Annotated in this window: 21 protein-coding genes and 1 other annotated feature; of the genes, 10 read left to right on the top strand and 11 right to left on the bottom strand. The window is 72.0% G+C overall.

Annotated features, from left to right (window positions below; all coding sequences use genetic code 11):
• Window positions 1-44 precede the first annotated feature (44 nt).
• The 4 genes from resB (at window position 45) to MODMU_RS07905 (ending at window position 4735) form a co-directional block, all read left to right on the top strand.
• Window positions 45-1502 (top strand): cytochrome c biogenesis protein ResB, encoded by a 1458-nt coding sequence (gene resB / locus MODMU_RS07920; protein ID WP_231851797.1) that lies wholly within the window; start codon window positions 45-47, stop codon window positions 1500-1502.
• A 446-nt stretch (window positions 1503-1948) separates the two neighbouring features.
• Window positions 1949-2440 (top strand): TlpA family protein disulfide reductase, encoded by a 492-nt coding sequence (locus MODMU_RS07915; RefSeq protein WP_014739687.1) that lies wholly within the window; start codon window positions 1949-1951, stop codon window positions 2438-2440.
• Between the two features lie 49 nt (window positions 2441-2489).
• Window positions 2490-4010, top strand: a complete 1521-nt coding sequence (gene lnt / locus MODMU_RS07910) for an apolipoprotein N-acyltransferase (protein WP_231851796.1) — start codon at window positions 2490-2492, stop codon at window positions 4008-4010.
• A 404-nt stretch (window positions 4011-4414) separates the two neighbouring features.
• Window positions 4415-4735 (top strand): ArsR/SmtB family transcription factor, encoded by a 321-nt coding sequence (locus MODMU_RS07905; RefSeq protein ID WP_014739685.1) that lies wholly within the window; start codon window positions 4415-4417, stop codon window positions 4733-4735.
• Window positions 4736-4786: 51 nt separating this feature from the next.
• Here MODMU_RS07905 and MODMU_RS07900 read toward each other — a convergent pair whose 3' ends face one another.
• Window positions 4787-5752 (bottom strand): cation diffusion facilitator family transporter, encoded by a 966-nt coding sequence (locus MODMU_RS07900; RefSeq protein WP_051143952.1) that lies wholly within the window; start codon window positions 5750-5752, stop codon window positions 4787-4789.
• Window positions 5749-6183, bottom strand: a complete 435-nt coding sequence (locus MODMU_RS29985; RefSeq protein ID WP_014739683.1) for an ArsR/SmtB family transcription factor — start codon at window positions 6181-6183, stop codon at window positions 5749-5751. Before MODMU_RS29985 ends, MODMU_RS07900 begins: the two co-directional genes overlap by 4 nt.
• A 191-nt stretch (window positions 6184-6374) precedes the next feature.
• Between MODMU_RS29985 and MODMU_RS07890 the strand changes: the two genes are divergently transcribed.
• The 3 genes from MODMU_RS07890 to MODMU_RS07880 all read left to right on the top strand — a co-directional run bounded on the left by MODMU_RS07890 (window position 6375) and on the right by MODMU_RS07880 (window position 9812).
• A complete protein-coding gene (locus tag MODMU_RS07890; RefSeq protein ID WP_231851795.1) occupies window positions 6375-7076 on the top strand; it encodes a ZIP family metal transporter in 702 nt (233 codons plus the stop codon).
• Between the two features lie 83 nt (window positions 7077-7159).
• Entirely contained in the window at window positions 7160-7582 is a 423-nt protein-coding gene (locus MODMU_RS07885; protein WP_014739681.1) for an ArsR/SmtB family transcription factor, read from the top strand.
• 1 nt (window position 7583) lies between these two features.
• Entirely contained in the window at window positions 7584-9812 is a 2229-nt protein-coding gene (locus MODMU_RS07880; protein WP_014739680.1) for a heavy metal translocating P-type ATPase, read from the top strand.
• Window positions 9813-9982: 170 nt separating this feature from the next.
• On the opposite strand, the gene MODMU_RS26840 is transcribed toward MODMU_RS07880, so the two are convergent.
• Window positions 9983-10201, bottom strand: a complete 219-nt coding sequence (locus tag MODMU_RS26840) for a hypothetical protein (RefSeq protein WP_014739679.1) — start codon at window positions 10199-10201, stop codon at window positions 9983-9985.
• Window positions 10202-10242: 41 nt separating this feature from the next.
• Between MODMU_RS26840 and MODMU_RS26835 the strand changes: the two genes are divergently transcribed.
• Entirely contained in the window at window positions 10243-10473 is a 231-nt protein-coding gene (locus MODMU_RS26835) for a hypothetical protein (RefSeq protein WP_051143951.1), read from the top strand.
• 185 nt (window positions 10474-10658) lie between these two features.
• Window positions 10659-11360 (top strand): coiled-coil domain-containing protein, encoded by a 702-nt coding sequence (locus MODMU_RS07870; protein ID WP_014739677.1) that lies wholly within the window; start codon window positions 10659-10661, stop codon window positions 11358-11360.
• On the opposite strand, the gene MODMU_RS07865 is transcribed toward MODMU_RS07870, so the two are convergent.
• Window positions 11303-12552, bottom strand: a protein-coding gene (locus MODMU_RS07865; protein ID WP_231851682.1) for an IS3 family transposase whose coding sequence is annotated in 2 segments (ribosomal slippage) — window positions 11303-12273 and window positions 12273-12552 — 1251 coding nt in all. Because the reading frame shifts where the segments join, the coding sequence is not laid out codon by codon here. The two genes, MODMU_RS07870 and MODMU_RS07865, sit on opposite strands and share 58 nt — an antisense overlap.
• Window positions 12146-12274 (bottom strand) — a sequence feature (AL1L pseudoknot). It overlaps the preceding gene by 129 nt.
• Before the next feature lie 167 nt (window positions 12553-12719).
• Between MODMU_RS07865 and MODMU_RS29365 the strand changes: the two genes are divergently transcribed.
• Window positions 12720-13427, top strand: a complete 708-nt coding sequence (locus MODMU_RS29365) for a M23 family metallopeptidase (protein WP_014739675.1) — start codon at window positions 12720-12722, stop codon at window positions 13425-13427.
• A 444-nt stretch (window positions 13428-13871) separates the two neighbouring features.
• On the opposite strand, the gene MODMU_RS07850 is transcribed toward MODMU_RS29365, so the two are convergent.
• Genes MODMU_RS07850 through MODMU_RS26825 form a run of 7 tightly spaced genes read right to left on the bottom strand, consistent with a single transcriptional unit; the run spans window position 13872 to window position 21844 of the window.
• Window positions 13872-15341, bottom strand: a complete 1470-nt coding sequence (locus MODMU_RS07850) for an NADH-quinone oxidoreductase subunit N (protein ID WP_231851794.1) — start codon at window positions 15339-15341, stop codon at window positions 13872-13874.
• The gene (locus MODMU_RS07845; RefSeq protein ID WP_231851793.1) at window positions 15338-16960 is read right to left on the bottom strand and encodes a complex I subunit 4 family protein; all 1623 of its coding nucleotides are present in this window, start codon (window positions 16958-16960) and stop codon (window positions 15338-15340) included. Before MODMU_RS07845 ends, MODMU_RS07850 begins: the two co-directional genes overlap by 4 nt.
• Window positions 16957-18828, bottom strand: a complete 1872-nt coding sequence (locus MODMU_RS07840; protein WP_041795076.1) for a proton-conducting transporter transmembrane domain-containing protein — start codon at window positions 18826-18828, stop codon at window positions 16957-16959. Before MODMU_RS07840 ends, MODMU_RS07845 begins: the two co-directional genes overlap by 4 nt.
• Window positions 18825-19142, bottom strand: a complete 318-nt coding sequence (locus tag MODMU_RS07835) for an NADH-quinone oxidoreductase subunit NuoK (protein ID WP_083869692.1) — start codon at window positions 19140-19142, stop codon at window positions 18825-18827. The genes MODMU_RS07840 and MODMU_RS07835 overlap by 4 nt, the downstream gene beginning before the upstream one ends.
• The gene (locus tag MODMU_RS07830) at window positions 19139-19720 is read right to left on the bottom strand and encodes an NADH-quinone oxidoreductase subunit J (protein ID WP_014739669.1); all 582 of its coding nucleotides are present in this window, start codon (window positions 19718-19720) and stop codon (window positions 19139-19141) included. Before MODMU_RS07830 ends, MODMU_RS07835 begins: the two co-directional genes overlap by 4 nt.
• A gap of 17 nt (window positions 19721-19737) precedes the next feature.
• On the bottom strand, window positions 19738-20685 hold the full coding sequence (locus MODMU_RS07825; RefSeq protein WP_041795075.1) for an NADH-quinone oxidoreductase subunit H: 948 nt from the start codon (window positions 20683-20685) through the stop codon (window positions 19738-19740).
• A complete protein-coding gene (locus MODMU_RS26825; protein ID WP_166503428.1) occupies window positions 20678-21844 on the bottom strand; it encodes a hypothetical protein in 1167 nt (388 codons plus the stop codon). The genes MODMU_RS07825 and MODMU_RS26825 overlap by 8 nt, the downstream gene beginning before the upstream one ends.
• Window positions 21845-21923 lie beyond the last annotated feature (79 nt).

Here is a 21923-nt window from a genome sequence, read left to right as displayed (position 1 = left end):
GGCTGCTGCGTCGCTGGCGGTGGCTGACGAGCATGCGGACGGCGGTGGTGCTGCTGTTCCTGCTGGCCCTGGCGGCTGTGCCCGGCTCACTGTTCCCGCAGCGGTCGCTCAGTCCGAGTTCGGTGGCCCAGTTCTTCCGGGACAACCCCACGCTGGCCCCGGTTCTCGACCAGCTGGGCATGTTCGAGGTCTTTGCCAGCCCCTGGTTCGCAGCGGTCTACCTCCTGCTGTTCATCTCGCTGATCGGGTGCCTGGTGCCGCGCTGTAGGGAGCACCTGCGGGCCGCGCGGGCCGAGCCCCCACCCGTGCCGCGCCATCTGCACCGGCTCCCGGTCAACAGCACCGACCAGGTGTCGCTACCCCCCGGCACCATGGCCGACCGAGTCGAGGCGGACCTGCGATCGGCGCGCTTCCGCGTGGCCCGTCGCAGTACCGACGCCGGAGTGGAGATCTCGGCCGAACGCGGCCGGATCAAGGAGACCGGCAACCTCGTCTTCCATGCCTCCCTCCTGGCGCTCCTGGTTGCGCTGGCCGGCGGAAAGATGTGGGGATACGAAGGCAGCATCCTGGTCACTGAGGGCGACGGTTTCTGCAATTCCTTCCAGCAGTACGACCAGTACACCGCCGGGCCACTGGTCGACCAAGGCACCCTGACACCACTGTGCTTCGACCTGGTGGACTTCCGTGCCACCTATGAACTGAACGGCACTCCGGCCTCCTTCACCGCCGACATCGGCGTGCAGGCCGAACCAGGAGCGCCTCAGACGCAGACGACGATCGGGGTCAACGACCCGTTCCGCTCCGACGGTGACCGGCTGTACGTCACCGGGCACGGCTTCACCCCACTGTTCACGGTGACGATGCCGGACGGTCAGGTCTTCGCTGAGATCTCAGCGCCGTTCCTGCCCCGAGACAGCGCCACCTTCGCCAGTGAGGGCGTGGTGAAGCTCCCCGACGTCGGCGACGGCCCCGGTGACGACTTCGCCCTCGAGGGCTTCTTCGCACCCACCGGCGTGGTCCAAGGCGGCGTTCTGACCTCGGTCGACGCGCGACCGCTCAACCCACAGGTGGCCATCATCGGCTACCGCGGCTACCTGGGCTTGGACAGCGGCCGGCCGCAGCCGGTCTTCAGCCTGGACCAGAGACAGATCGACGTGGGTGCGCTCAACGCGGTCGGCGAGGCCAACCTGGGTATCGGGCAGAGCGCGACACTCGAGGACGGCACCGTCGTGCGTTTCGACGGGTTCCAGGAGTTCGCGGCCTTGCAGGTCTCCTACGATCCGGGGCAGGTCGCCGTCCTCATCAGCTCGATCACCATGCTGCTGGGGCTTCTGGCCACACTGATGGTGCGGGGAACGCATCTTCGCCCGGATCACCGGCACGTCCGTGCCGGGCTCCGGCGAGGAACGGTCCACGACGGTGTCGCTGGCGGGACTCGCCAGGGGCGGGAGTGGCGACGTGCACGAACGACTCCACGGACTCTCCGCCGGCCTGCTCGATGAAGGCCAGCCGAGGCAAGACAGCGATGATCGACCCGCCAGGCGGTCCAGGACGTACCGGGCTCACGTCGGCGGGCCGATCGACCAGGAGTCGAGAAACCGGCTTCGAGTGACGCTCCCCCGCTCGACACGTGATGACCGCTCTGCCGGGGGTCGCGACCGTTCCTGAAGGGGCGTCGCGGGAGAGGGTGACCGATGGGGAGCTGTACGAGGGTCCGTGCGCACGCTCGTCGGTTACCGGCACATTCGTTCGGTCCGGCTTCGTAGGCTGAGTCGTGCCCCGTCCCCCACTGCACTGCACCGGGCCAGCCCTGGCCGCCCGGATGAGTCCGGCGCGGCCGCACCGGACTTGGCTCCGCCGTTCAACCGCCGCAGTCATCGCCGCAGTCACCCTGAGTGGGTGTGGGGCCGGCTCGGCGACCTCGTCCGGGGACGCCGACACCGCTCGAGTGGCCGTCCCCGCCGGCGTGGCCGACTGCGAGGTCTTCACTGCCGACGGTGCCACGGGTAGCGGCGGGGCGGGTCTGCCGGCACTGCGCCTGCCCTGCCTCGTGGGCGGCCAGGACGTGACGCTGCAGGACCTCGGCGGCCGACCGGTCCTGCTGAACCTGTGGGCGAGCTGGTGTGCTCCCTGCCGCGAGGAGATGCCGCTGTTGCAGGCGGCGTACGAGCGCTACGGCGACCGGGTCGGGTTCCTGGGGGTCAACACGCAGGACACCCGCCCGGCCGCGGTCTCACTGCTGACCGACCTCGGGGTGACCTACGCGCAGGTCATCGACGAGGACAAGGCACTGCTGACTGACCTGGCTGCTCCCGGACTGCCGGTCACGCTCGCCGTGGCCGCCGACGGCCGCATCATTGACCGGCAGATCGGGGCGGTGTCTGCTGCTCGGCTCGAGGAACTCACGTCCCGGCTGGTAGCCGATGCCGCCGCGCCATGACCGGACGGAGGTGACGGCCTCGACGACTGCCGGGCCGCGGAACGTGCCGGTGACGGCTCGCCGTGGGCGTGATCGGTGGCTGCCCGGCTGGCCGCGCTTGCTCTCCGGGCTGGCGGCCGGCGGTCTGCTGGCGGGGAGCATGCCACCGCGCTCGGCGTGGTACCTCGCACCGGTCGGCGTTGCCGCCCTCACCTGGGCGTTGCTCGGCCTCCGGTGGCAGCAGCGGCTGATCTTGGGCGCAGTGGCCGGCGTGGGCTTCTTCGCGCCGACCCTGTCCTGGCTCACCAGCTTCCACCCTGCCGGCTTCGCCGCCGTCCTCGTGCTCGAGGTCGCGCTGTTCGCCGCGGCGATGTTGCTGGTCGATCCCGGACGGGGGCGTTGGTGGACGGTTCCGGTGGCGCTGGTCGCACTGGAGGCCGTGCGCGCCCGATTCCCCTTCGGAGGGTTTCCCCTGCCGGGGATCGCCCTGGGACAGCTCGACAGCCCCTTCGTCACGGCTGCCCCCCTCGGGGGCTCCCTCCTCGTCGTCGGGCTGACCGCTGCTGCCGGAGCGGCGGTGACCGGGCTGGCCGCGGCCCACCGGCGGATCCGCGCAGTCCTGCTGGTCGCGGCAGTGGCAGCAGTCAGCGCCGGCGGTGTCGCCCTCGCCCAGCCGAGCGGCGGACCGGCCAGCCAGCTGCGGACCGCCGTGGTGCAGGGCGGCGGCCCGCGCGGGATCCCCGCCGTCGAGGCCGACGAGCAGGAGGTGACCGAGCGGCTGTTCGACGTCAGCGAGGACCTGCCGGCCGGCCTGGACCTCGTCCTGTGGCCGGAGAGCAGCATCGGGGTGACCGGAGCAGTGGCCGAGACCGGCGAGGCCGACCGGGTCGCGGCGCTCGCTCGGCGCACCCGCGCCACCGTCGTCGCCGGGGTCACCGAGTCCGGGGAGACGAGCTTCCGGAATGCCGCGGTGGCGTGGGGACCGGACGGCCGCATCGTGGACCGCTACGAGAAGGTCCACCGGGTGCCGTTCGGGGAGTACATCCCGGCCCGTGGCCTCTTCGAACGGGTCTCCGACATGACGGCGCTCGTCCCCCGGGACGCCGTTCCCGGTCGCGACCCGGGGCTGCTGGAGACGCCCGCGGGGCGGCTGGGTGTGGTCATCTCCTACGAGGTCTTCTTCTCCGACCGGGCCCGTGCCGCCGTCACCGCCGGCGGCCAGGTTCTGCTGGTACCGACCAACGCTGCCTCGTACATCACCGAGGAGGTGCCAGCGACCGAGGTGGCGGCCGCCCGGATGCGGGCCCAGGAGCTGGACCGCGCCGTCATGCAGGCCGCGCCCACCGGCTACACCGCGATCGTGCTGCCTGACGGCACCATCGCCGGGCAGGGCTTGCTCAGCACGCCCGAGCTCCTCACAGCCACGGTTCCTCTCCGCACCGGTCTTACCCCCTACGCCCGAACCGGCGACCTCCCGGTTCTGCTTGCTGTCGCGCTAACCCTCATCGCTGGGCCGGCCATCCGCGTCCTGCAGGGGAGACACCGGGCGGCCAACGGTGAGCATGGACGTGGAGCGGGCACCCTCGGATGAATCCGACTCTCCCGGTGACCGGCGCTGCACCGTCCTGCGGCATGCGTCGGTCACGCTGGGGACGCGCCACCATCGCAGGCTTGCGGGCGGACTCCCGACCGCACAGGCTCCTCTGCCACATGCGCGCGTACCACGGTCGTAGCTGTCGACGGCGCCTCAGGGCGTGCGGACCCGTCGCATGCGACCGAGGAAACCGTGGGGGTCCATCACGACAGGCCCGGGGGGCTGGATGTCATCGGCAGCGGAACTCGCGGTAGCGAGCATGATCTGTCGGCGAGAGCCGGCGAAGGTCGACCGTTCAGGGATTCGGAAGCCGCCGCCTGCACAGACCTGTGCCGGGCTGCCGGCCTGACATCGTCAACCCTCGCTGCTCACCGAGCAGACATCAGCAAGGAGTAGGCATCGTGGGACAAGCGGCGGCGCTCGCTCGGTTGGGTCGTGCACTGGCCGACCCGACCCGGGTCCAGTTGCTGATGGCTCTCCGCGATGCACCGGGCTACCCGGCCGAGTTGGCCGAGCGGCTGGAGATCACTCGGCAGAATCTTTCCAACCACCTGGCGGTGCTGCGCAGCAGCGGTCTGGTCATTGTCGCGCCCGAGGGCCGCCGGTCGCGTTACCGACTAGCAGTCCCCGCGGCGGCCGACGTCCTGGCAGCGTTGCTGGACACCCTGCTCAACGTGGAAGCCAGTCGGGGATCGTCGCCCAGCAGCCGTTCGGACCCGTGACCTTCAGGCGGGGACGCCCGGGCGTCCCCGCCGGTGCCCGCTCGGCAAAGATCAAAAGCCCGCCGGTTGCTCGATGTGCTCCTCCGGCTCCAACTGGATGGTCGGGTGGGTGACGCCGTACTCCTCCATGAGGATGTGGCGCGTCTGGTCGAGGACGCCGTGCCAGTCGACGTCGGCATCGTTCACCACGATGTGCACGGTCGCAGCCTCCATGCCGCTGGTCAGCGTCCAGATGTGCAGGTCGTGGACCTCCTTGACCCCGGGCACGCCGGCCAGTTCCCTGGTCGCGGCGTCAACGTCTACGCCGGGTGGGGCGACCTCCATCAGGATGCGCAGGGCCTGGCGCATCAGCTGCCACGTGCGCGGCAGGATGAACAGCCCGATCAGCACCGCAACGATCGCGTCGATGTAGCGGAACCCGGTCACGGTGATCACGATCGCGCTGATGATCACGCCGATGGAGCCGAGCATATCGGAGAACACCTCGAGGTAGGCGCCCTTGAGGTTGAGGCTCTCCTTCGACCCGGCCATGAGCAGCCGGAAGGAGATGATGTTGACGATCAGGCCGACACTGGCGACGACGAGCATCGGGACCCCGAGGACCTCCGGGGGGTCCATGAAGCGCTGCACCGCCTCGTAGAGGACGTAGAACGCGACGCCGAAGAGCAGCAGTCCGTTGATGACGGCGGCCAGCACCTCCAGCCGGTAGGTGCCATAGGTCCGCCCGCCGGTAGCCGGGCGCTTGGCCAGCTGGATCGCCGCCAGCGCCAGTCCGAGGCCGAGGACGTCGGTGCCCATGTGCGCCGCGTCGCTGATCAGCGCCAGCGAGCCGCTGACGATGCCGCCGACGACCTCCACCAGTGCGTAGGTGGCGGTCAGCCCGAAGGCGATCGCGAGCGGCTTCTGGTGCTCCGCTCCCGCGCTGCCGATCCGCGGCCCGTGGGCATGCCCGTCGCCGCTGCCGTGATCGTGCCCGTCGTCGTGGGCGTGATCTGCGGCGTCGTCCTCGCGGCTCATCGTGCGCCTTCCTCGGTGGGGACGGTGCCCAGCGGGATGGCGTGGGCGTGGTGGGTGAGGGCCAGGTCCAGCAGCATCCGGACGTGGGCATCGGCCAGCCGGTAGAAGGCCCGTCGTCCACTGCGGCGCACCGCCACAACCCGGTGCGCGCGCAGCAGGCGAAGAGCGTGCGACACCCCGGACTCGCTCTGCCCGCAGGCCACCGCGAGATCGCAGACGCACATCTCGCCGTGGAGCAACACCATCAGCAGTCGCAGCCGGCTGGCGTCGGCGAGCAGCCCGAAGGTGGCTCCCAACTGCTCGACCGCCTCGGGGTCGGGCAGTTCGGCCCGAACGGCCTCGACCCGGTCGGTGTCGTGTTCATGGACGTGACTGCTGCCGCCCGGATGGAGACCTTCCCGCGCGGCGGCTGCATCTGAACGACTGCTCATATGTCGAGGGTAGCGGTGGATCGGGCGGAGTCACCAGCCAGAGGCTGCGAACAACCAAGGCATCCCCGGCCCGAACGGTCGTCCGGGGATCCAGCGGGCTGGACCCTCCGTTCGTCCGCCGGGCGCACCGGCCGGCGACGCGGCATGGTCCGGGAGTGGAAAGTGGACCTCTGCAACAAGCCGGCTTCCTGGTGCTGTTCCCGGTGCTGGCCACGGTCGCCGGCGCCGTACTGGCGGTCCTGCGCCCGCCCGGCCCGCGGGCAACCAGTGCCATCCAGCACTTCGCCGCCGGCGTGGTGCTCGCTGCTGTCGCCGGCGAGGTGCTTCCCGATCTGCGCGAGCGTGGCGGCTACGGCATCACTGTCCTGGGCTTCGCCGCCGGGGTGGCACTGCTGCTGCTCGTGCAGCGCTTCGAGCCCGCGGCCGAGCCGGAACCCGGCGAAGGCGACCGCGCGGCGTTCCCCATCGGCCTCGTCGTCGTCGTCGGCATCGACCTGCTCGTGGACGGTCTGCTCGTCGGGGTCGGCGTGACGCTCGGACAAGGCGCTGGACTGGTCCTCACTGTCGCTCTCACCCTGGAGGTCCTCTTCCTCGGGCTGGCCGTCACCTCTCAGCTCACTCGGGCCGGGGTGAGTCCAGGGCGCGCGGCGGCGACCACGTCAGCCCTCTCCCTGGGGGTGGCGGTCGGCGCGGTGGCCGGAGCCGTACTGCTCGACGGGGCATCGGACCAGGCGCAGGCGTTGGTCCTGGCGTTCGCGGCCGCGGCGCTCCTGTGGCTGGTCGTCGAGGAACTGCTGGTGGAAGCGCACGAGGGCAGCAGGGAGACCGCACTGCTCACGACGATGTTCTTCGTGGGCTTCATCGCCCTCTACGGCCTGGAGACCCTCACCTGACACAACACATTCCAATGTTCGTTGTTGCGTTGTAGGGTTCTGGCAACGGCGCTCCCCGTGCGCCCACCGAGGAGAGCCGACCTGTGAGTGCTGAGCAGTGCGAGCTGTTGTGTCTGGACCTGCAGCACGCCGAAGAGGTGCGCGCGGGCCTGCCGGAACTGGACGTGGCGCAACTGCGCGCCGCACGCTTCAAGGCGCTGGGGGATCCGGTGCGGCTGCGGATCGCCGCCGCCCTGCAGACGGGTGAGGAACTCTGCGGCTGCGACCTGGCCTGGATCTGCGGCTGCAGCCAGAACCTGGTGTCCCACCACGTGCGCGTTCTTCGCTCGGCCGGGTTGGCCGCCTCCCGCCGGGACGGCAAGCTGGTCATGTACCGCCTCACCGACACCGGCCACCGGCTGCTCACCGCCGCCGACATCGACGCCGCGGCGACCACGAGCTCCTCCGGCGACATCCTTCCTGACGGCAGCCGCCACGGCGGCACCGTCGACCTGCAGGAGGCCTGACATGTCCGATCTGTGCTGCGGTGGAGACGACGACCGCCGCCCGGCGGCCCGACCGGCGGCCCGACCGGCGGAGAAGCCGGGCCGGATCACCACCACGATCCCGATCGAGCTGACGCCGACGTCCGCTGTCGCCGGCGGAGCGGTCGCGGCGGACGGTTGCGGCGACGACTGCGCTTGCTGCACGCCCGCCGCCGCCACCCCGCGGACGCCGTCCGCCGTCGGTGATGGCTGCGGCGATCCCACCTGCTCGACCCCGGCCCCGGCGGGGGACGGTGAGGAGGAGCCGACCGCGTTGTGGCGGTCGCGGTCCGCGCAGCTGGCCGCGCTGGCGGGGGTGCTGTGGCTGGCCTCGCAGCTGCTCGACTGGCTGACCGCGGGCGGCGTCGCCTCGACGGTCTCCACGGTGCTGGCCGGCGGCGCGGTGCTGGCCGGCGGTGCGACGTTCGTACCGGGCACGCTACGGGCGCTGCGGCGCGGCAAGATCGGCGTCGGCACGCTGATGACCGTCGCCATGGTGGGCGCGATCGCGCTCGGGGCGGTCGGCGAGGCCGCGATGCTGGCCTTCCTGTTCTCCCTGGCCGAGGCGCTGGAGGACTACGCCGTGGCCCGCACCCGGCGCGGGCTGCGGGCGCTGCTGGACCTGGTGCCCGCACGAGCGACGGTGCTGCGCGGTGGGGCCGAGGTGGAGATCGACCCCGCGGAGCTGGTTCTCGGCGACGTGCTGGTGGTCAAGCCCGGTGAGCGGCTGGCCACCGACGGGCGGGTGCAGGCAGGGCTCTCCTCGCTGGACACCTCGGCGGTGACCGGGGAGTCGGTGCCGGTGGAGGTCGGCCCGGGGAACGAGGTGTTCGCCGCATCGGTGAACGGTGGCGGCGCACTGGAGGTCGTGGTCACCGCCCGGGTGGCGGAGAACTCCCTGGCCCGGGTCGTGCACATCGTCGAGGAGGCCCAGGAGCGCAAGGGCGCCGCCCAGCGGCTGGCCGCCCGCATCGCCCGCCCATTGGTCCCCGCGGTGTTCATCGCCGCCGCGCTGATCGCCGTCCTCGGCAGCATCCTGGGCGACGCGCAGCTGTGGATCGAGCGGGCGCTGGTCGTGCTGGTGGCCGCCTCGCCGTGCGCGTTCGCGATCGCGGTGCCGGTCACCGTGGTCGCCGCGATCGGTGCCGGCACCCGCGCCGGTGTGCTGATCAAGGGCGGGGCGGCGCTGGAGTCCCTCGGCGGGGTGCGCGTCCTGGCGCTGGACAAGACCGGCACGCTGACCCGCAACCGGCCCGCCGTGGTCGCCATCGAAGCCGCCCCCGGAGGCGACGAGGGCCGGGTGCTCGCCGTGGCCGCCGCACTCGAGGCGCGCAGCGAGCACCCGCTGGCCGGCGCTGTGCTGGCGGCCTGGCCGGCCGACCAGCCGCCGGTCGAACCCGCCGCCGACACCCAGGCCCTGGTCGGCCATGGTGTCACCGGCCTGGTCGCCGGGCAGCCTGCCCGGCTGGGCAAGCCCGGCTTCATCCATGCCGGCCCGCTGGCCGCGGTCGTGACCGCCCACCAGGAGGCCGGCGCCACCGTGGTGCTCGTCGAGGCCGGCGGGCAGCTGCTGGGCGCGCTGGCAATCCGCGACGAGCTGCGACCGGAGGCCGCCGAGGCCGTCGCCGCGCTGCACCGCATGGGCATCAGCACGAGCATGCTGACCGGCGACAACCCGCGCACCGCCGCCCACCTGGCCACCGCCGCAGGCATCGACCAGGTGCACGCCGAGCTGCGCCCGGAGGACAAAGCCACTCTCATCGAGCAGCTGAGCCGCCGCGGCAAGGTCGCGATGGTCGGCGACGGCATCAACGACGCCCCGGCTCTGGCCACCGCCGACGTCGGCATCGCGATGGGCGCGATGGGCACCGACGTGGCCATCGAGACCGCCGACGTCGCGCTGATGGGCGAGGACCTGCGCCAACTCCCCCGCACCCTCGCCCACGCCCGTCGTGCCCGGCGGATCATGCTGCAGAGTCTGCTGCTGTCCGGGGCGATCCTGGTCGTGCTCATCCCGCTGGCCGCCTTCGGCGTCCTCGGCCTGGGCACCGTCATCGTCACCCACGAACTGGCCGAGGTCCTCGTCATCGCCAACGGCGTCCGCGCCGGCCGACTACGCGTTCCTCAGCAGACGACCGCGCCCACCCCGCCGCTGCACGACACCCAGCGTGAGTATGCCGCCGCCCTCCCAGGCGGCAGCAGCGACCGCTGACCCGCGCACCGGCCATGCCGGGGCCGGTTCGCTCGGGTTGTCTCGTACACGCGATGGCCCGCCGCCCGGCCAGACCTCTCGTCGCGGGCAGATTGACCGACGTGCTCGGACATGCCCGCGGCGACTGGGCAGCCGTCGACCGTCGTACCGGCAGGCCACCGGCTCCTGAGTCAGTCTGGAGCGGGAGGAACGCGCAGCCCGACTGGGGCGACGTCCACGAGCCGGTGGAATGCGTCCTCGGACGGCAGGCTGCCCGCTGCACTGAGGGCGTGCAGGCAGAAGCGCGTCGGCTGGTCCGGCACGACGTCGTCCCGGAGCTGGCCCACGTCGGCGGCCTGGGTCAGCACGTCCCGGAACGGGTCGACCAGTTGCCGCTGCGCGCGGGTCACGTGCTCACCCCGATGCAGCAGGGCGCCAGTTCCGCATTTCCATGACGCTCACGGTGGTAGGCGATGAGCGCGTAGCCCACGACGACGACTGCCAGCCGCTGCTGGGCATCGCCGGGCTGGTTTCGGAGGGTGCGTGTGCGGCTGGCAGCGGCACCGACGGCGGCGGCCAGGAGCAGCAGAACCCCGCCGAGATGGAGCACGGCTCAGATGCCGACGGTGTCGGCCAGCAGTCCCTTTCCATTGCCCTTGGACGTGAATTGGGTCTCCCCTGAAGCCCAGATCCAATGGCCCGTACCCGCCCCGTACGCCATTTGTGTTGAATGTCGTTTGCGGCGCCAACCAGCGGGCTCGCACCTTTCCCCATCGTGGAATGGCTCGCTCAAGGAAGTCCCACGGGCTGCCGTTCGTACTACTGCGGGTAGTAGCAGTAGTGACGAACAGCGACTCGAGGAGAGACATGTACCGGTGGGCCGGACGCCGCCGCACGACGCACGAGGTCACTCATGTGACCGCGACGAACGAGCGTGACATCAGCGCCGAGCATCCCGCAGAGGTTCCGTCCTCTCTTGGCGCCACCCGCCGTTACTGCAGCGGCAGGAACGGCGCTGCAGTAACGGCCGTTGCCGCACTGATTGCTGTCTTCGTGGGCGTCCTCCCTGGCCAGGCGCTCGCCGCGCCGACCAACCCGAGCGACGGCGACATCGCGTCAGCTCAGACCGCTCAGCAGGCGGCAGCCGATGAGGTGGGCCGGATCGCCGCCCTCGTCGCCTCCGCTGAGTCCGATCTGCAGCGCGTCACCGCACAGGCCGAAGCGGCCAATGACGCATACCTGATCGCACAGGGGCAACTGGAAGAGGCCCAGCAGGCGGCCGCTGGAACAGCAGCGGCACTGCAGGCTGCCAACGACGCGGTCAGCGTGGCCCAGGCGGACGTGGCCACGCTCGGGCGCGAGAACTACATGCGCGGTGGATCCATCCGCGGCGTGGCCGCCTTGCTCAGCGCCGAAGGACCCTCGCAACTCATGGAGCAGGCGGCCACACTCGGGCTGTTGGGCGACCAGCGGGCCGCCGTTCTCGACCAGCTGGATGTCCCGCCCCGGGTTCAGTGGAGGCTCGGAACTGACGCGGCGACGGTAGTCGCCGCGGTGTTGTGCCGGTAGAAGTCGTCTTCGTGCTCGGCCGGCGGGACCAGCCCGATCTCACCGTGCAGCCGTCGGTGGTTGAACCAGTCGATGTACTCGGCGACGGCGATCTCGAGGTCGTCGATGCCCTTCCAGGGCCCGCGGTTGCGGACCAGCTCGGCCTTGAAGAGGGAGTTGAACGCCTCGGCCAGGGCGTTGTCGTAGGAGTCGCCGGTGGAGCCGACGGAGGCGACCGCGCCGGCCTCGGCGAGGCGCTGGGTGTAGCGCACGGCGACGTACTGGACGCCCTTGTCCGAGTGGTGGACCAGCCCGGTCACGTCGTGGCCGGCGCGCCGGCGGGTCCAGATGCCCATCTCCAGGGCGTCCAGGGCGAGGTCGGTGCGCAGCGAGCGGGACAGCTGCCAGCCGACCACCCGGCGGGAGAACACGTCGATGACGAAGGCGGCGTAGACCCAGCCGGAGAAGGTCCGGCAGTAGGTGATGTCGGCGACCCACAGCTGGTCCGGGCCGGTCGCGGTGAACGCCCGTTCCACCAGGTCCGGGCGGGTGTCCGGGGCCGCGCCGGGCACGGTGGTGCGCGGGCCTTTCGCCCGCGTGATGCCGCGCAGGCCGGCGGCGCGCATCAGCCGTTCGACGGTGCAGCGGGCCACCGGGTGGCCCTGCCGGCGCACTTCGGCATGCACCTTGCGGGCGCCATAGACCCCGTAGTTGTCGGCATGCACCTGCTCGATGACCTCGGTGGTTGCTGCGTCGGTGACCGATCGCGCCGACGGCGGGCGGGTGCGGTGTGCGTAGTAGGTGCTCGGGGCGATCTTCGCGCCGGCCTCGGTGAGGACCGCGCAGATCGGCTCGACCCCGTGTTCGAGCTTGTGCTGATCGATGTAGGCGACGATCAGCGGGAGGGGCGGTCGAGCTCCGCCGCGAAGAAAGCCGACGCGCTCTTCAAGATCGCATTCGCTCGACGAAGCTCGCGGACCTCACGCTCGAGCTCGGCCAGCCGGGTGGCGTCATCGGTCGTGGTGCCCGGTCGGTGGCCCTCGTCGATCTCGGCCTGGATCACCCAGTTGCGCAGCGTCTCGGCGTTGATGCCCAACTGCGCGCCGATCCGCTTCAACGCCCCGGTCCGGGTCGCCGGGTCACGCCGCGCCTCGACCGCCAGCCGGGTCGCCCGCTCACGCAGCTCGTCGGGGTACTTCCTCGGTGCCGCCATGACTCTCATCCTCACGTGGATTGAGAGCCTCCATCAGACCCGGGGCGGGATAGGAGATCGCCCAGACACGGCAGGCCGACGCGGACTCCCAGGCCCGGGCGGCAGTCGCCGACAGGGACGAGGCTGCCCAGGAGACCGCTCGGGCCAAGGCCACCGCAGACGCGCAGGTGGGCACGTTCCAGGCTGCGGTGCAGTCGGTGAGCGCACAGAGGGCCAGGTACGAGAAGCAGTTGCAGGACGCCCAGGTGAACCTGCTGTCCCTGCAGGGGCAGCGGAACGCCTATCAGGCGTGGGAGAACCAGCAGGCTCAGCAGCAGGCAGCGGAGGCGGCACAGGCGGCTGCGTCCGCCAAGGCAACAGCTCAGGCGGCCGCACGAGCTCGCGCGGCGGCCGAGCAGCCCGCCTCGGCCACGCCGATCGACGGCACGTCCAGTCAGGTGACGTCGGCGAAGCCGGCGACGCGCAGCGGCGGTGGCGGTGTTGCGCCGACAAGCGGTCGGTTCACCACCTGCTTCGAGGTGCGCTGGGGCACCATGCACAACGCCGTCGACATCGCGGCTCCGATGGGCACTCCCATCTACGCCCCCGCGTCAGGCCGGGTCGTGCGCGCCGGAACGGCTACCGGCTACGGATTGGCCGTGTACATCCAGCACGACGACGGATCCGTCACGGTGTACGGACACATCAACGACTACTTCGTCAGCGTGGGCCAGCGCGTGTCAGCCGGTGAGGTCATCGCCGAGGTCGGCAACCGCGGCCAGTCCACCGGGCCGCATCTGCACTTCCAGGTCAACACCAACGGCATGTACGCCGGCGCCACCGACCCGATCCCGTGGCTGGCTGCCCGAGGCGTGGACATGGGCGGTCGCTGCTGATCACCAGCCCGTCCCCGCCGATCCGCGCTGACCGGCTCCCTGACCTCACACACCGCTGACTCCGGCGCCTGACCGCCGCCGCACTTCGGGCCCCCGGCGTGCACTGGGCACGTCCTGGGGGCTGTTCGGCCACTACTGGGTTCTGGTCAAGCTGCTGCTGCCGCTCGTCGCCACGGCCGTCCTCCTGCCGAAGACCCCGACGATCGCCTCGCAGGCGGACGCCGCGGGGACAGCCGGCGACCCGCGCGCGCTGCCCGACACGCTGGCCCACTCCATCGGCGGTCTGCTGATCCTGCTCGTGCTCACCGTCCTGTCGGTGTACAAGCCGCGAGGTCTGAACCGGTACGGGTGGCGGAGACAGCAGAGCCTGCGGATCAGTGAGCGGGAGGAGCGTGCGGCGGTGGCCTCCTAGTCAGACCGGTGGCGTGGGCCCGCGCACTCGACTCATCCGGGCAGGACGACGGCGAGCCACAGACCCGACCCCACGCCGAGCAGCACGGAGGCGATGGCCGCCACGTGCAACGTGGCGACAGGAGCCGTGCGAACTGCACCCCCGACCGTCACAGTCGTAGCACTGCCGTCCGTGCCTCCGCCGGCCGGCGCCTCCCGGGCCACCGCCGCCGGCGCTATCCAGCGCAGGTAGTAGAAGAGGCTGGCGACGGTGTTGACAGCGGCCAGCACGACCAGCCAGGCGAGCCCGCCGTCCCAGGTGGCGGTGAAGACCGCCAGCTTGCCGACGAAGACCGCCGTGGGCGGGGTTCCGACGAGGCCGAGCAGGCACACGACGAGGCTGACGACGACCCACCGGTTCCGGCCGGCGGCCGCAGCCCAGTCGGAAATCGACCGGGCCTCGGGAAAGGCCGCCACGGCCGCGAACGCGCCGAGGTTGGTGATCGCGTAGCCGGTGAGGTAGATGGCCAGCGCCGGAGTGGCCAGGTCGGTGCGACCGGCGACGGCGACCACCATGAACAGGTAGCCGACCTGGCTCACGGTGGAGTACGCCAGCAGTCGGGAAACGTCGGTCTGGTTGAAGGCAGCCAGGTTGCCCAGGGTCATGCTCAGCGCGGCGATCACCGCCACCAGCAGTGGCACGTCCAGCGAGACCCCGGCGAACGGCTCGGCGAGCAGCCGGAATGCTGCCGCGACGGCGCCGATCTTCGGGATGGTGGTGATGTAGGCGGCCATCGCCGGGGTGGTTCCCGCCGTGACGTCTGGCACCCAGAAGTGCACCGGGACGGCGCCTGCCTTGAAGCCGACGCCGGCGAGGACGCCGATGACGCCCATCGCCAGCAGCGCGGCCGGGGCCCCCGGGAGCAGCGTGGCGAGATCCGGGTAACCGGTGGTGCCGGTGGCCAGCACGAGGGACGTGACCCCGACCATCATCAGCACGCCGACGAAGGCCCCCATGAGGTAGTACTTCAGCGTGGCCTCGGTGCCCGACGCGTCCTTGGCGAACCCGGCGAGGGCGTAGAGCGGGATGCTCGCCAGTAGGTAGGCGGCGACCAGGAGCAGCAGGTCGCCACTGGCCGCGAGCGCGATGGTGCCCAGCGCGCCGAGGAGCATGAGGACGTAGGCCTCGGTCTCCCGAGGGTGTCCCGCGAGCGAGGACGACGCCAGGACGACGGCCACCGCGGCCGACAGCGCGACGACGATCCGGACGATCCCGGTGGTGCCGTCGATGACCCAGGTCTCCTCGAACACCCGCCGGGGCGGGTCGCCGAGAACTGCGGCCGCGGCGGCCGCGCTCGCCAGGCAGGCGGCGATGACCACGGCCCGGACCCGCCGCTGCCGGTGCTGCGGGGTCCACAGGCCCAGCAGCAGGCCGCCGACCGCGCCCAGGAGCAGCAGCAGCTCGGGAAGGAGCGTCAGCGCCTCCTCCCCCGCGCCGGTCATGCCGCCCATCGGGGCGTTCATCGGGACACCAGTTGCGCCACCGCCGCGGCGGCCGGCTCGATGACGTCCAGGAGCGCCCGCGGGAACAGCCCCAGCAGTACTGCGAGCACGAGGAGCGGGACGACGGCCGCGAGTTCGGTCCGGTGCATGTCGCGCATGCCGGTGGTCGTGTGGGGCCGCACCGCGGTCGCCGTCGCGCCGTCCTCCGTCGGCCGGGAGGACAGCGCCACATCCCCGGCATCGTCGTCCGGACTGCAGTCCTCCCCGACCGGCGGGACGGCGGTGGGGCCGGTGAGCAGGCGCTGCAGCGCCACGAGGAACAGCCCGGCGGTGACCAGGATGCCCGTCACGGCCAGGACGGTGGCAACCGGCGCCGCCTGCAGTGCCCCGGTGAAGATCTGGAACTCGGCGATGAAGCTGGCGAATCCCGGCAGGCCCAGGGAGCCGAAGGCAGCCACCGCGAGCAAGGCTGCGAACACCGGCGCCGGCCGGGCGAGCCCGCCCCAGCGGTCGAAGGCGTAGGTCCGCCCGCGGGACCACAGCACCCCGCTGAGCAGGAAAAGTGCGCCGGTCAGCAGGCCGTGGCTGACCATCTGGTAGAGCGCGCCGACCGTGGCGATGGTCCGGGCCTCCTCGTCCGCCTGCCCGACCAGGCCTGCGGCCCCGAGCCCGAGGAGGACGTAGCCCATGTGGTTGACCGAGGTGTAGGCGATCATGCGTTTCACGTCGGTCTGCGCGAGGGCGACGAAGGCTCCCCACAGGACGCTGATGACCCCGACCACCACCACGACCATGGCCCACCGCTGCCAGGCGTCGGGCAGGATCGGCATCGCGATGCGGACGAAGCCGTAGGTGCCGAGCTTCAGCAGGATCCCGGCCAGGATGGCCGAACCTGCGGCCGGTGCGTCGGTGTGCGCGTCGGGCAGCCAGGTGTGGAACGGGAACAGCGGTGTCTTGACCGCCAGGCCGAGCCCGATCGCGAGCAGCACGAGGCCGCCGGCCAGCGGGGAGTCGGTCAGCGGCGGGTTCCGCGCGAGCGCGACCATGTCGAAGGTCCGCTCTTCGCTGCCGAGGAAGAGCCCGATGAAGCCGATCAGCAGCGCGAGGGATCCGACGAAGGTGTAGAGGAAGAACTTCAGGGCGCTGCGCCGAGGGTTGCCGTGCCCCCAGCCGGCGATGACGAAGTACATCCCGACGATGGTCAGGTCGAAGAAGACGAAGAACAGGATGAGGTCCAGCGCCGCGAACGTGCCCAGGCAGGCCGTCTGCAGGAAGAGGAACAGCGCGGCCTGCGTGCGCGGCCGGTCCGGCTCGCGCAGCGACCAGACGGCACAGGCCAGGAACAGCACACCCGTCAACGCCAGCAGCGGGAGAGACAGCCCGTCGACGCCGATGTGGTACCCGGCGTCCACCGTCGGGATCCACTGGAGGTCCACGTCGTAGGCGAGGTTCCCGACCACACCGGTGGCACCCTGCCCCGGGTCGTACCGCCACCACATCCAGGCCACCAGAGCCAGGTCGGCGGCCGAGGCCGCGATCCACACCCCGATGGCCGCGCGGCCGGCCAGCGCCGGAACCGCCAGCAGCAGGACGGCAGCAGCGAGCGGGAGCAGGACGACGACGGTGAGCAGCACGGTCACCTCACGATCAGGAGGAAGGCGAGCAGCACGCCGAGGCCGGCGACCGCCTGGACGTAGTACTGGTGCAGCAGCCCGGTCTGCGGACGGCGGGCGGCCGCACCTGCCCGCCGGAAGGCGCGGGCGGTGCTGCGGACGGCGCCGTCGATCACGCCGGTGTCGGCCCGCGCGGAGGCGGCAGCGGCCCGGGTGACCGCCCGTGCGACGCCCCGCACCGCGCCGTCGATGACGCGGTCGTCCAGGGCAGCGGCAACCCGGGCCACCGCCAGCGCCGGCGCCGGGGACAGCAGTCGCCGCAGCCCGACCCAGGTCCCGAGCGGGCCCCCTTCGAGAGCCCGGACCACACCGGGCCGCGCCCGGACCACGACGACCGAGACCACGAACGCGGCCACCGCGAGGACCCCACCCAGCAGGAGGCCGCCCGGGTCCACCGGTTGCGCCTCGACGCCGAGCACGTTCTCCAGCGCACCGGCCACCGCGGGCACGGCCAGCGCCCCGAGCCCGGCGGCCGCGATCGCGAACACGACAGCGGTGGCGGTGGCCGGCACCGGGACGCGTCGGGTGCCGGGCTCCTCGTCGTCCAGCGGCTCGTCGCCCGTGGGCGCGGCGAGGACAATCGCGATGATCTTGGCGGCGTACACCGCCGAGAGCACCGCGGCGGCGAGGCCAACCGTGCGCAGCGCTCCGCTGTCGGCCCCGGCGAGGATGCCCTCCTTGGTCGCCCACAGGGACAGCGGGGGAATCCCGGCCAGCGCCAGCGCAGCCACGGCGGCCGCGGCGCCGATCCCCGGATAGCGCCGCGCCGCGCCACGCAGCCCGGGCAGCTGCTTGGTGCCCAGCGCCGTCAGCCACGACCCGGCGGCGACGAAGAGACCGGCCTTGACCGCGGCGTGGGCGACCAGCTGTCCCGTCCCACCTGCGGTCGCACCGATCCCGGCCGCGAGGACGACGAACCCGATCTGGGCGGCGGTGCTGGCGGCGAGGAGCTGCTTGAGGTCCCGCTGCGCCACGGCGACCGCGCCGAGCACGAGCGCGGTGAGCGCGCCCACCCAGGCGGCGGAGGTGGCCGCCCAGTCAGTGGCCGCGAGCAGGGGTTGCGTGCGCAGGAGCAGATATCCGCCGGCCGCGACCATGGTCGCCGAATGGAGCAGGGCACTCACCGGACTCGGCCCGGACATGGCGCCGGAGATCCACGCGGAGAAGGGCAGCTGCGCGGACTTGCCCAGCGCCGCGACCAGCACGCCGGCTGCGGCCAGGTCGAGCCAACCGCCATCAGCGGTTGCAAGGTCGTCCAGGACCAGTCCGCCCGTCCCCGCGAGCACGGCACCGGCCGCGACGTAGAGCCCGAGGTCGCCGGCGCGCGTGGTGAGGAACGCCCGGGTCCCGTCGTTCAGCTTGCCCGGGTCCTGCCACCGGTACCCGATCAGCGCGTACGAGGTCGCGCCCATCACCTCCCACGCCAGCAGCAGCGCCGGGAACGTGGTCGCGGTGACCGTGGCCAGCATCGCCGCGATGAAGAGCAGGAAGTAGCCGAAGAAGCGGGCACGCGCCGCCTCCGGTGACAGGTCGACGACGGCGAACACGGTCGTCAACAGCGCCACGGCCGCGACCAGGACCACGAGGACTGCGGACAGCCCGTCGACGGCCAGCCCGAGCTCGCCGCCCCGCACGATCCCCAGGAACGGCGCCGACAGCGTGGGGCGGGCCCCGGCGACCACCACCGACAGCGCGAGTGCACCGACGGTGGCGAGCACGGCGGCCGGCCCGGCGACGCGATCGGCGCGCCGGCCCGTCACCAGCAAGAGGACTCCGAGCGCGGCCGGCAGGAGGACCAGGGCGCCAAGCGCCGTCGCTCCCAGGAACCCGCTCATCCGCGCAGATCCGTGGCCATGTCGACCATGTCGACCTGCCGCGCCCGGTAGATGGCCACCGTCACGGCGAAGCCCATCGCCATCTCCACCGCCATGACGACCAGGGCCACGACGACGAGCATCTGCGCGTCCGGCAGCTCCGGGGCCAGGAAGTACCAGGCCGCTCCCCCGGCCAGCAGGACGCCGTTGAGGACCAGCTCGAGGCCCATCATCACCATCACGATCGACTGCTGGGACAGCGCCCCGAACAGCCCGACTCCGATCAGGCCGGCGGCGACGGTGAGCACGATCTGCAGCACCAGTTCGGCGGTCACCGCGGCAGCCCGCCAGGAATCGGGTCGTCCGGCCGCTTCGCGGCGAGGTCCGCGCCGAAGCGGTCGTAGCGCCCGCGCGCGGTGGCGAGCACCGTGCCGGCGAGGATGGTCGCGAACAGCCCGAGGCCGATCACCAGCATGACCAGCATGTGGCTGCCCATGATCGCCTCGCCGAGCTGACGGGTGCTGTCCTCCGGCCGCTCGGTACGCCCGATCGGCCAGTCCACCGTCCAGATCCCCACGACCAGGACGACGAAGGCGCTGGCACCGACGGCGGCCGAGCCGCGGGCGTTGTGCACCATCGTCATCGGCATCAGGCCGGCCGGGTTCATCATGAACATGATCATGAAGACGGCCATGATGGCCATCTCGATCGTCATCATCAGCGCCGTCACCACGGCGAGGTAGACCAGGTCGAAGGCCAGCAGGATGCCGGCGACGGCGAGGAACGAGGCAAGCAGGGCGAAGGTGGCCCGGGCCATGGAGTCGACCACGAAGACCGCGATCCCCGCGGCCACCGACAGCACCCCCAGCGCGACCACGGCCGCGACGGTCCAGCCCGACAGTTCGGTCAGCACGTCGGTCCTCCTCCCGATCAGACGGTGTAGAAGCCGGACAGCAGCAGCACCGCCACCACCAGGGCCTGCACCAGCGTCACCGGGACCAGCACCGTCCAGGCCACCTCGACCACCCGATCGGGACGCAGCACCGGCAACCGGCGGCCCGCCCAGACCAGGGCGACGACGACGGCGACCGTCTTCAGCAGCTGCCACACCGGGTCGGGCAGCCACGGCCCGGACCCGCCGCGGAGGAACAGCGCCACCGCCATGGCCGCCGTGGCGCCGAGAAAGATCGCCCGGCCTGCCTCCACGAGCATCCGGTCGACGCCGGAGAGCTCCGAGGTGACGCCGCCGGCGATGTCGGCTCCGGTCGGTGCACCGAACGGCCCCCAGAACGCGAAGGCCGCGGCGCTGGCGAGGAACACCACGAACGCGACCGGCATGGACACGACGAACCACAGGCCGGCCTGCGCCGACAGGATGTCCGCCGTCCGCAGGGAGCCCGCCCCCACCCCCACCGCGATCAGGGAGAACATCAGCGGCAGCTCGTACGCCAGGCCCTGCGCGAGGAACCGGTAGCCCCCGGTCAGCGCGTGGACCGCATTCGGGCCCCAGCCGACCAGCCAGACGGCCGCCCACAACAGCGCCTCCATGGCGTTGAACCACACGAGGTCCGCACTGCTCGACCACAGCGTCCGGCCACCGATCGGGACGACCGCCAGAGACAGGACCGCCAGCACCGGCACAGCAGCAATGCCCAACCGCCACAACAGCGGGTCCGGCGCGAGCGTCGTCCGCCGCTGCTCGGTCAGAAGACGGACGCTGGAGCGCACCGGATCGAGAACCGCCGGCACTCCCCCGCCCGTGAGCACGAGCCGGTCCACCGCCGCCACCAGCCACCCCAGCCCGAGAGCCGCGCCGGTGACGAACAGGGCCGACGGCACCACCCCCCAGGCCGCCGCCGCGGTGTCCGTCTCAGGCACGGGCTTCTTCCGGCTCCGTGCGGGCTGCCGACCGGTCGAGTGCGACGCTGGCGACGATCAGCCGCGCGGTCCCCAGCTCGGTGCCCTCCAGCACCGCGGCGACCTCGTCCAGCGACGTCGGCGACGTCGGCGACGTCGGCGCTTCCACGTCGCCGCCCGAGGCCACGTCGCACCATCTGCGTACGCGGTCGAGGGCGTCGCCGCCCGCTGCGCGACCGAGTGCGGAGTGCAGCTGTCCCGCGCCGCGGACGCTCCAGGCCAGCGCCCGCGAGCGACGCACGCGCCGGGCCACGCGCTCGGCCCGGCGCCGGGCCGTCGCGAGCTCGCTCCGGTCCGTGGAGGCGAGACCATCCCGGGCGCACCGGGCATCGCGTGCGGCGGTCGGCCACCCGGCGACGACGAGCAGCGAGGCGAGCTGACCGAGCGCCGCCCGTTGCGGATGCACCTCCCCCGGAGGGAAGCCCCTGCCGTCACTCGCGTCCACCCAGGACAGACGCGCACCGGTCAGGACGTCGCCCTGGAGGTCAGCCCGCAGGAGGAGGCCTGTGGGCCATCCCGGAAGGACGGGTCCGATCGACACCCGAAGGACGTCCAGTGCCAGCCCGTCCCGATCCGGTGCAGTCTGCGCCATCGGCAGTCCGGCGACGTCGCCGCCGTGATGCATGTGATGACCCGCAGACCCCCCACCACCCATGGCGGCGTGCTCCATGCCCTCGCGACCCGAGTGGTCCATGCCCACGTGACCAGAGTGCTCCATCCCCGCCATGCCAACGTGGTCCATGCCCTCGTCACCCGAGTGGTCCATGCCCGCCATGCCGGCGGGGTCCATGGCCTCGTGGTCCGGGTGTTCCATGCCCTCGTGACCGGAGTCGTCCATGCCTCCCGCCGGGTGAGCGGCACCGCCGCGAGCCGGAAGAACGCCATCGACATGCTCTTCGGGCGCCGCGGCGCCGAGCGCGCGAACCGTCTCCTCCAGCCGGTGGTGCAGGTCGGTGGCGGCGCGAAGGTCGACCCGGCGCCGGGGCTGAGCAACCTGGGACCACAGGACGTCGATGGCCGCGGCCAGCTCGGGACCCGGCGTGCCGAGCACCAGGAGAACGTCGGTGTCGGCCGGCGACATCGCCTGCGGCCATCCCCGGCGGTCGAGCTCTGCCTCCACCGCCCACCTGAGCCCGACGGTGCCCGGCGCATCGACGATGAGGACGCGGGGTCGGGCCAGGGCCCACGCCTGGAGTCGG

The organism is Modestobacter italicus, from assembly GCF_000306785.1.
Lineage (GTDB): Bacteria > Actinomycetota > Actinomycetes > Mycobacteriales > Geodermatophilaceae > Modestobacter > Modestobacter italicus.
This window is presented reverse-complemented; position numbering and strand designations above follow the sequence as displayed.

Excerpts from the sequence above, each read along its gene's own strand:
- MODMU_RS07900 (WP_051143952.1), bottom strand. The coding sequence starts at position 5,752 with ATGAGCCGCGAGGACGACGCCGCAGATCACGCCCACGACGACGGGCAC.
- MODMU_RS29985 (WP_014739683.1), bottom strand. The coding sequence starts at position 6,183 with ATGAGCAGTCGTTCAGATGCAGCCGCCGCGCGGGAAGGTCTCCATCCG.
- MODMU_RS07880 (WP_014739680.1), top strand. The coding sequence starts at position 7,584 with ATGTCCGATCTGTGCTGCGGTGGAGACGACGACCGCCGCCCGGCGGCC.
- MODMU_RS26835 (WP_051143951.1), top strand. The coding sequence starts at position 10,243 with ATGACGCTCACGGTGGTAGGCGATGAGCGCGTAGCCCACGACGACGAC.
- MODMU_RS07870 (WP_014739677.1), top strand. The coding sequence starts at position 10,659 with ATGTACCGGTGGGCCGGACGCCGCCGCACGACGCACGAGGTCACTCAT.
- MODMU_RS07850 (WP_231851794.1), bottom strand. The coding sequence starts at position 15,341 with ATGAACGCCCCGATGGGCGGCATGACCGGCGCGGGGGAGGAGGCGCTG.
- MODMU_RS07840 (WP_041795076.1), bottom strand. The coding sequence starts at position 18,828 with ATGAGCGGGTTCCTGGGAGCGACGGCGCTTGGCGCCCTGGTCCTCCTG.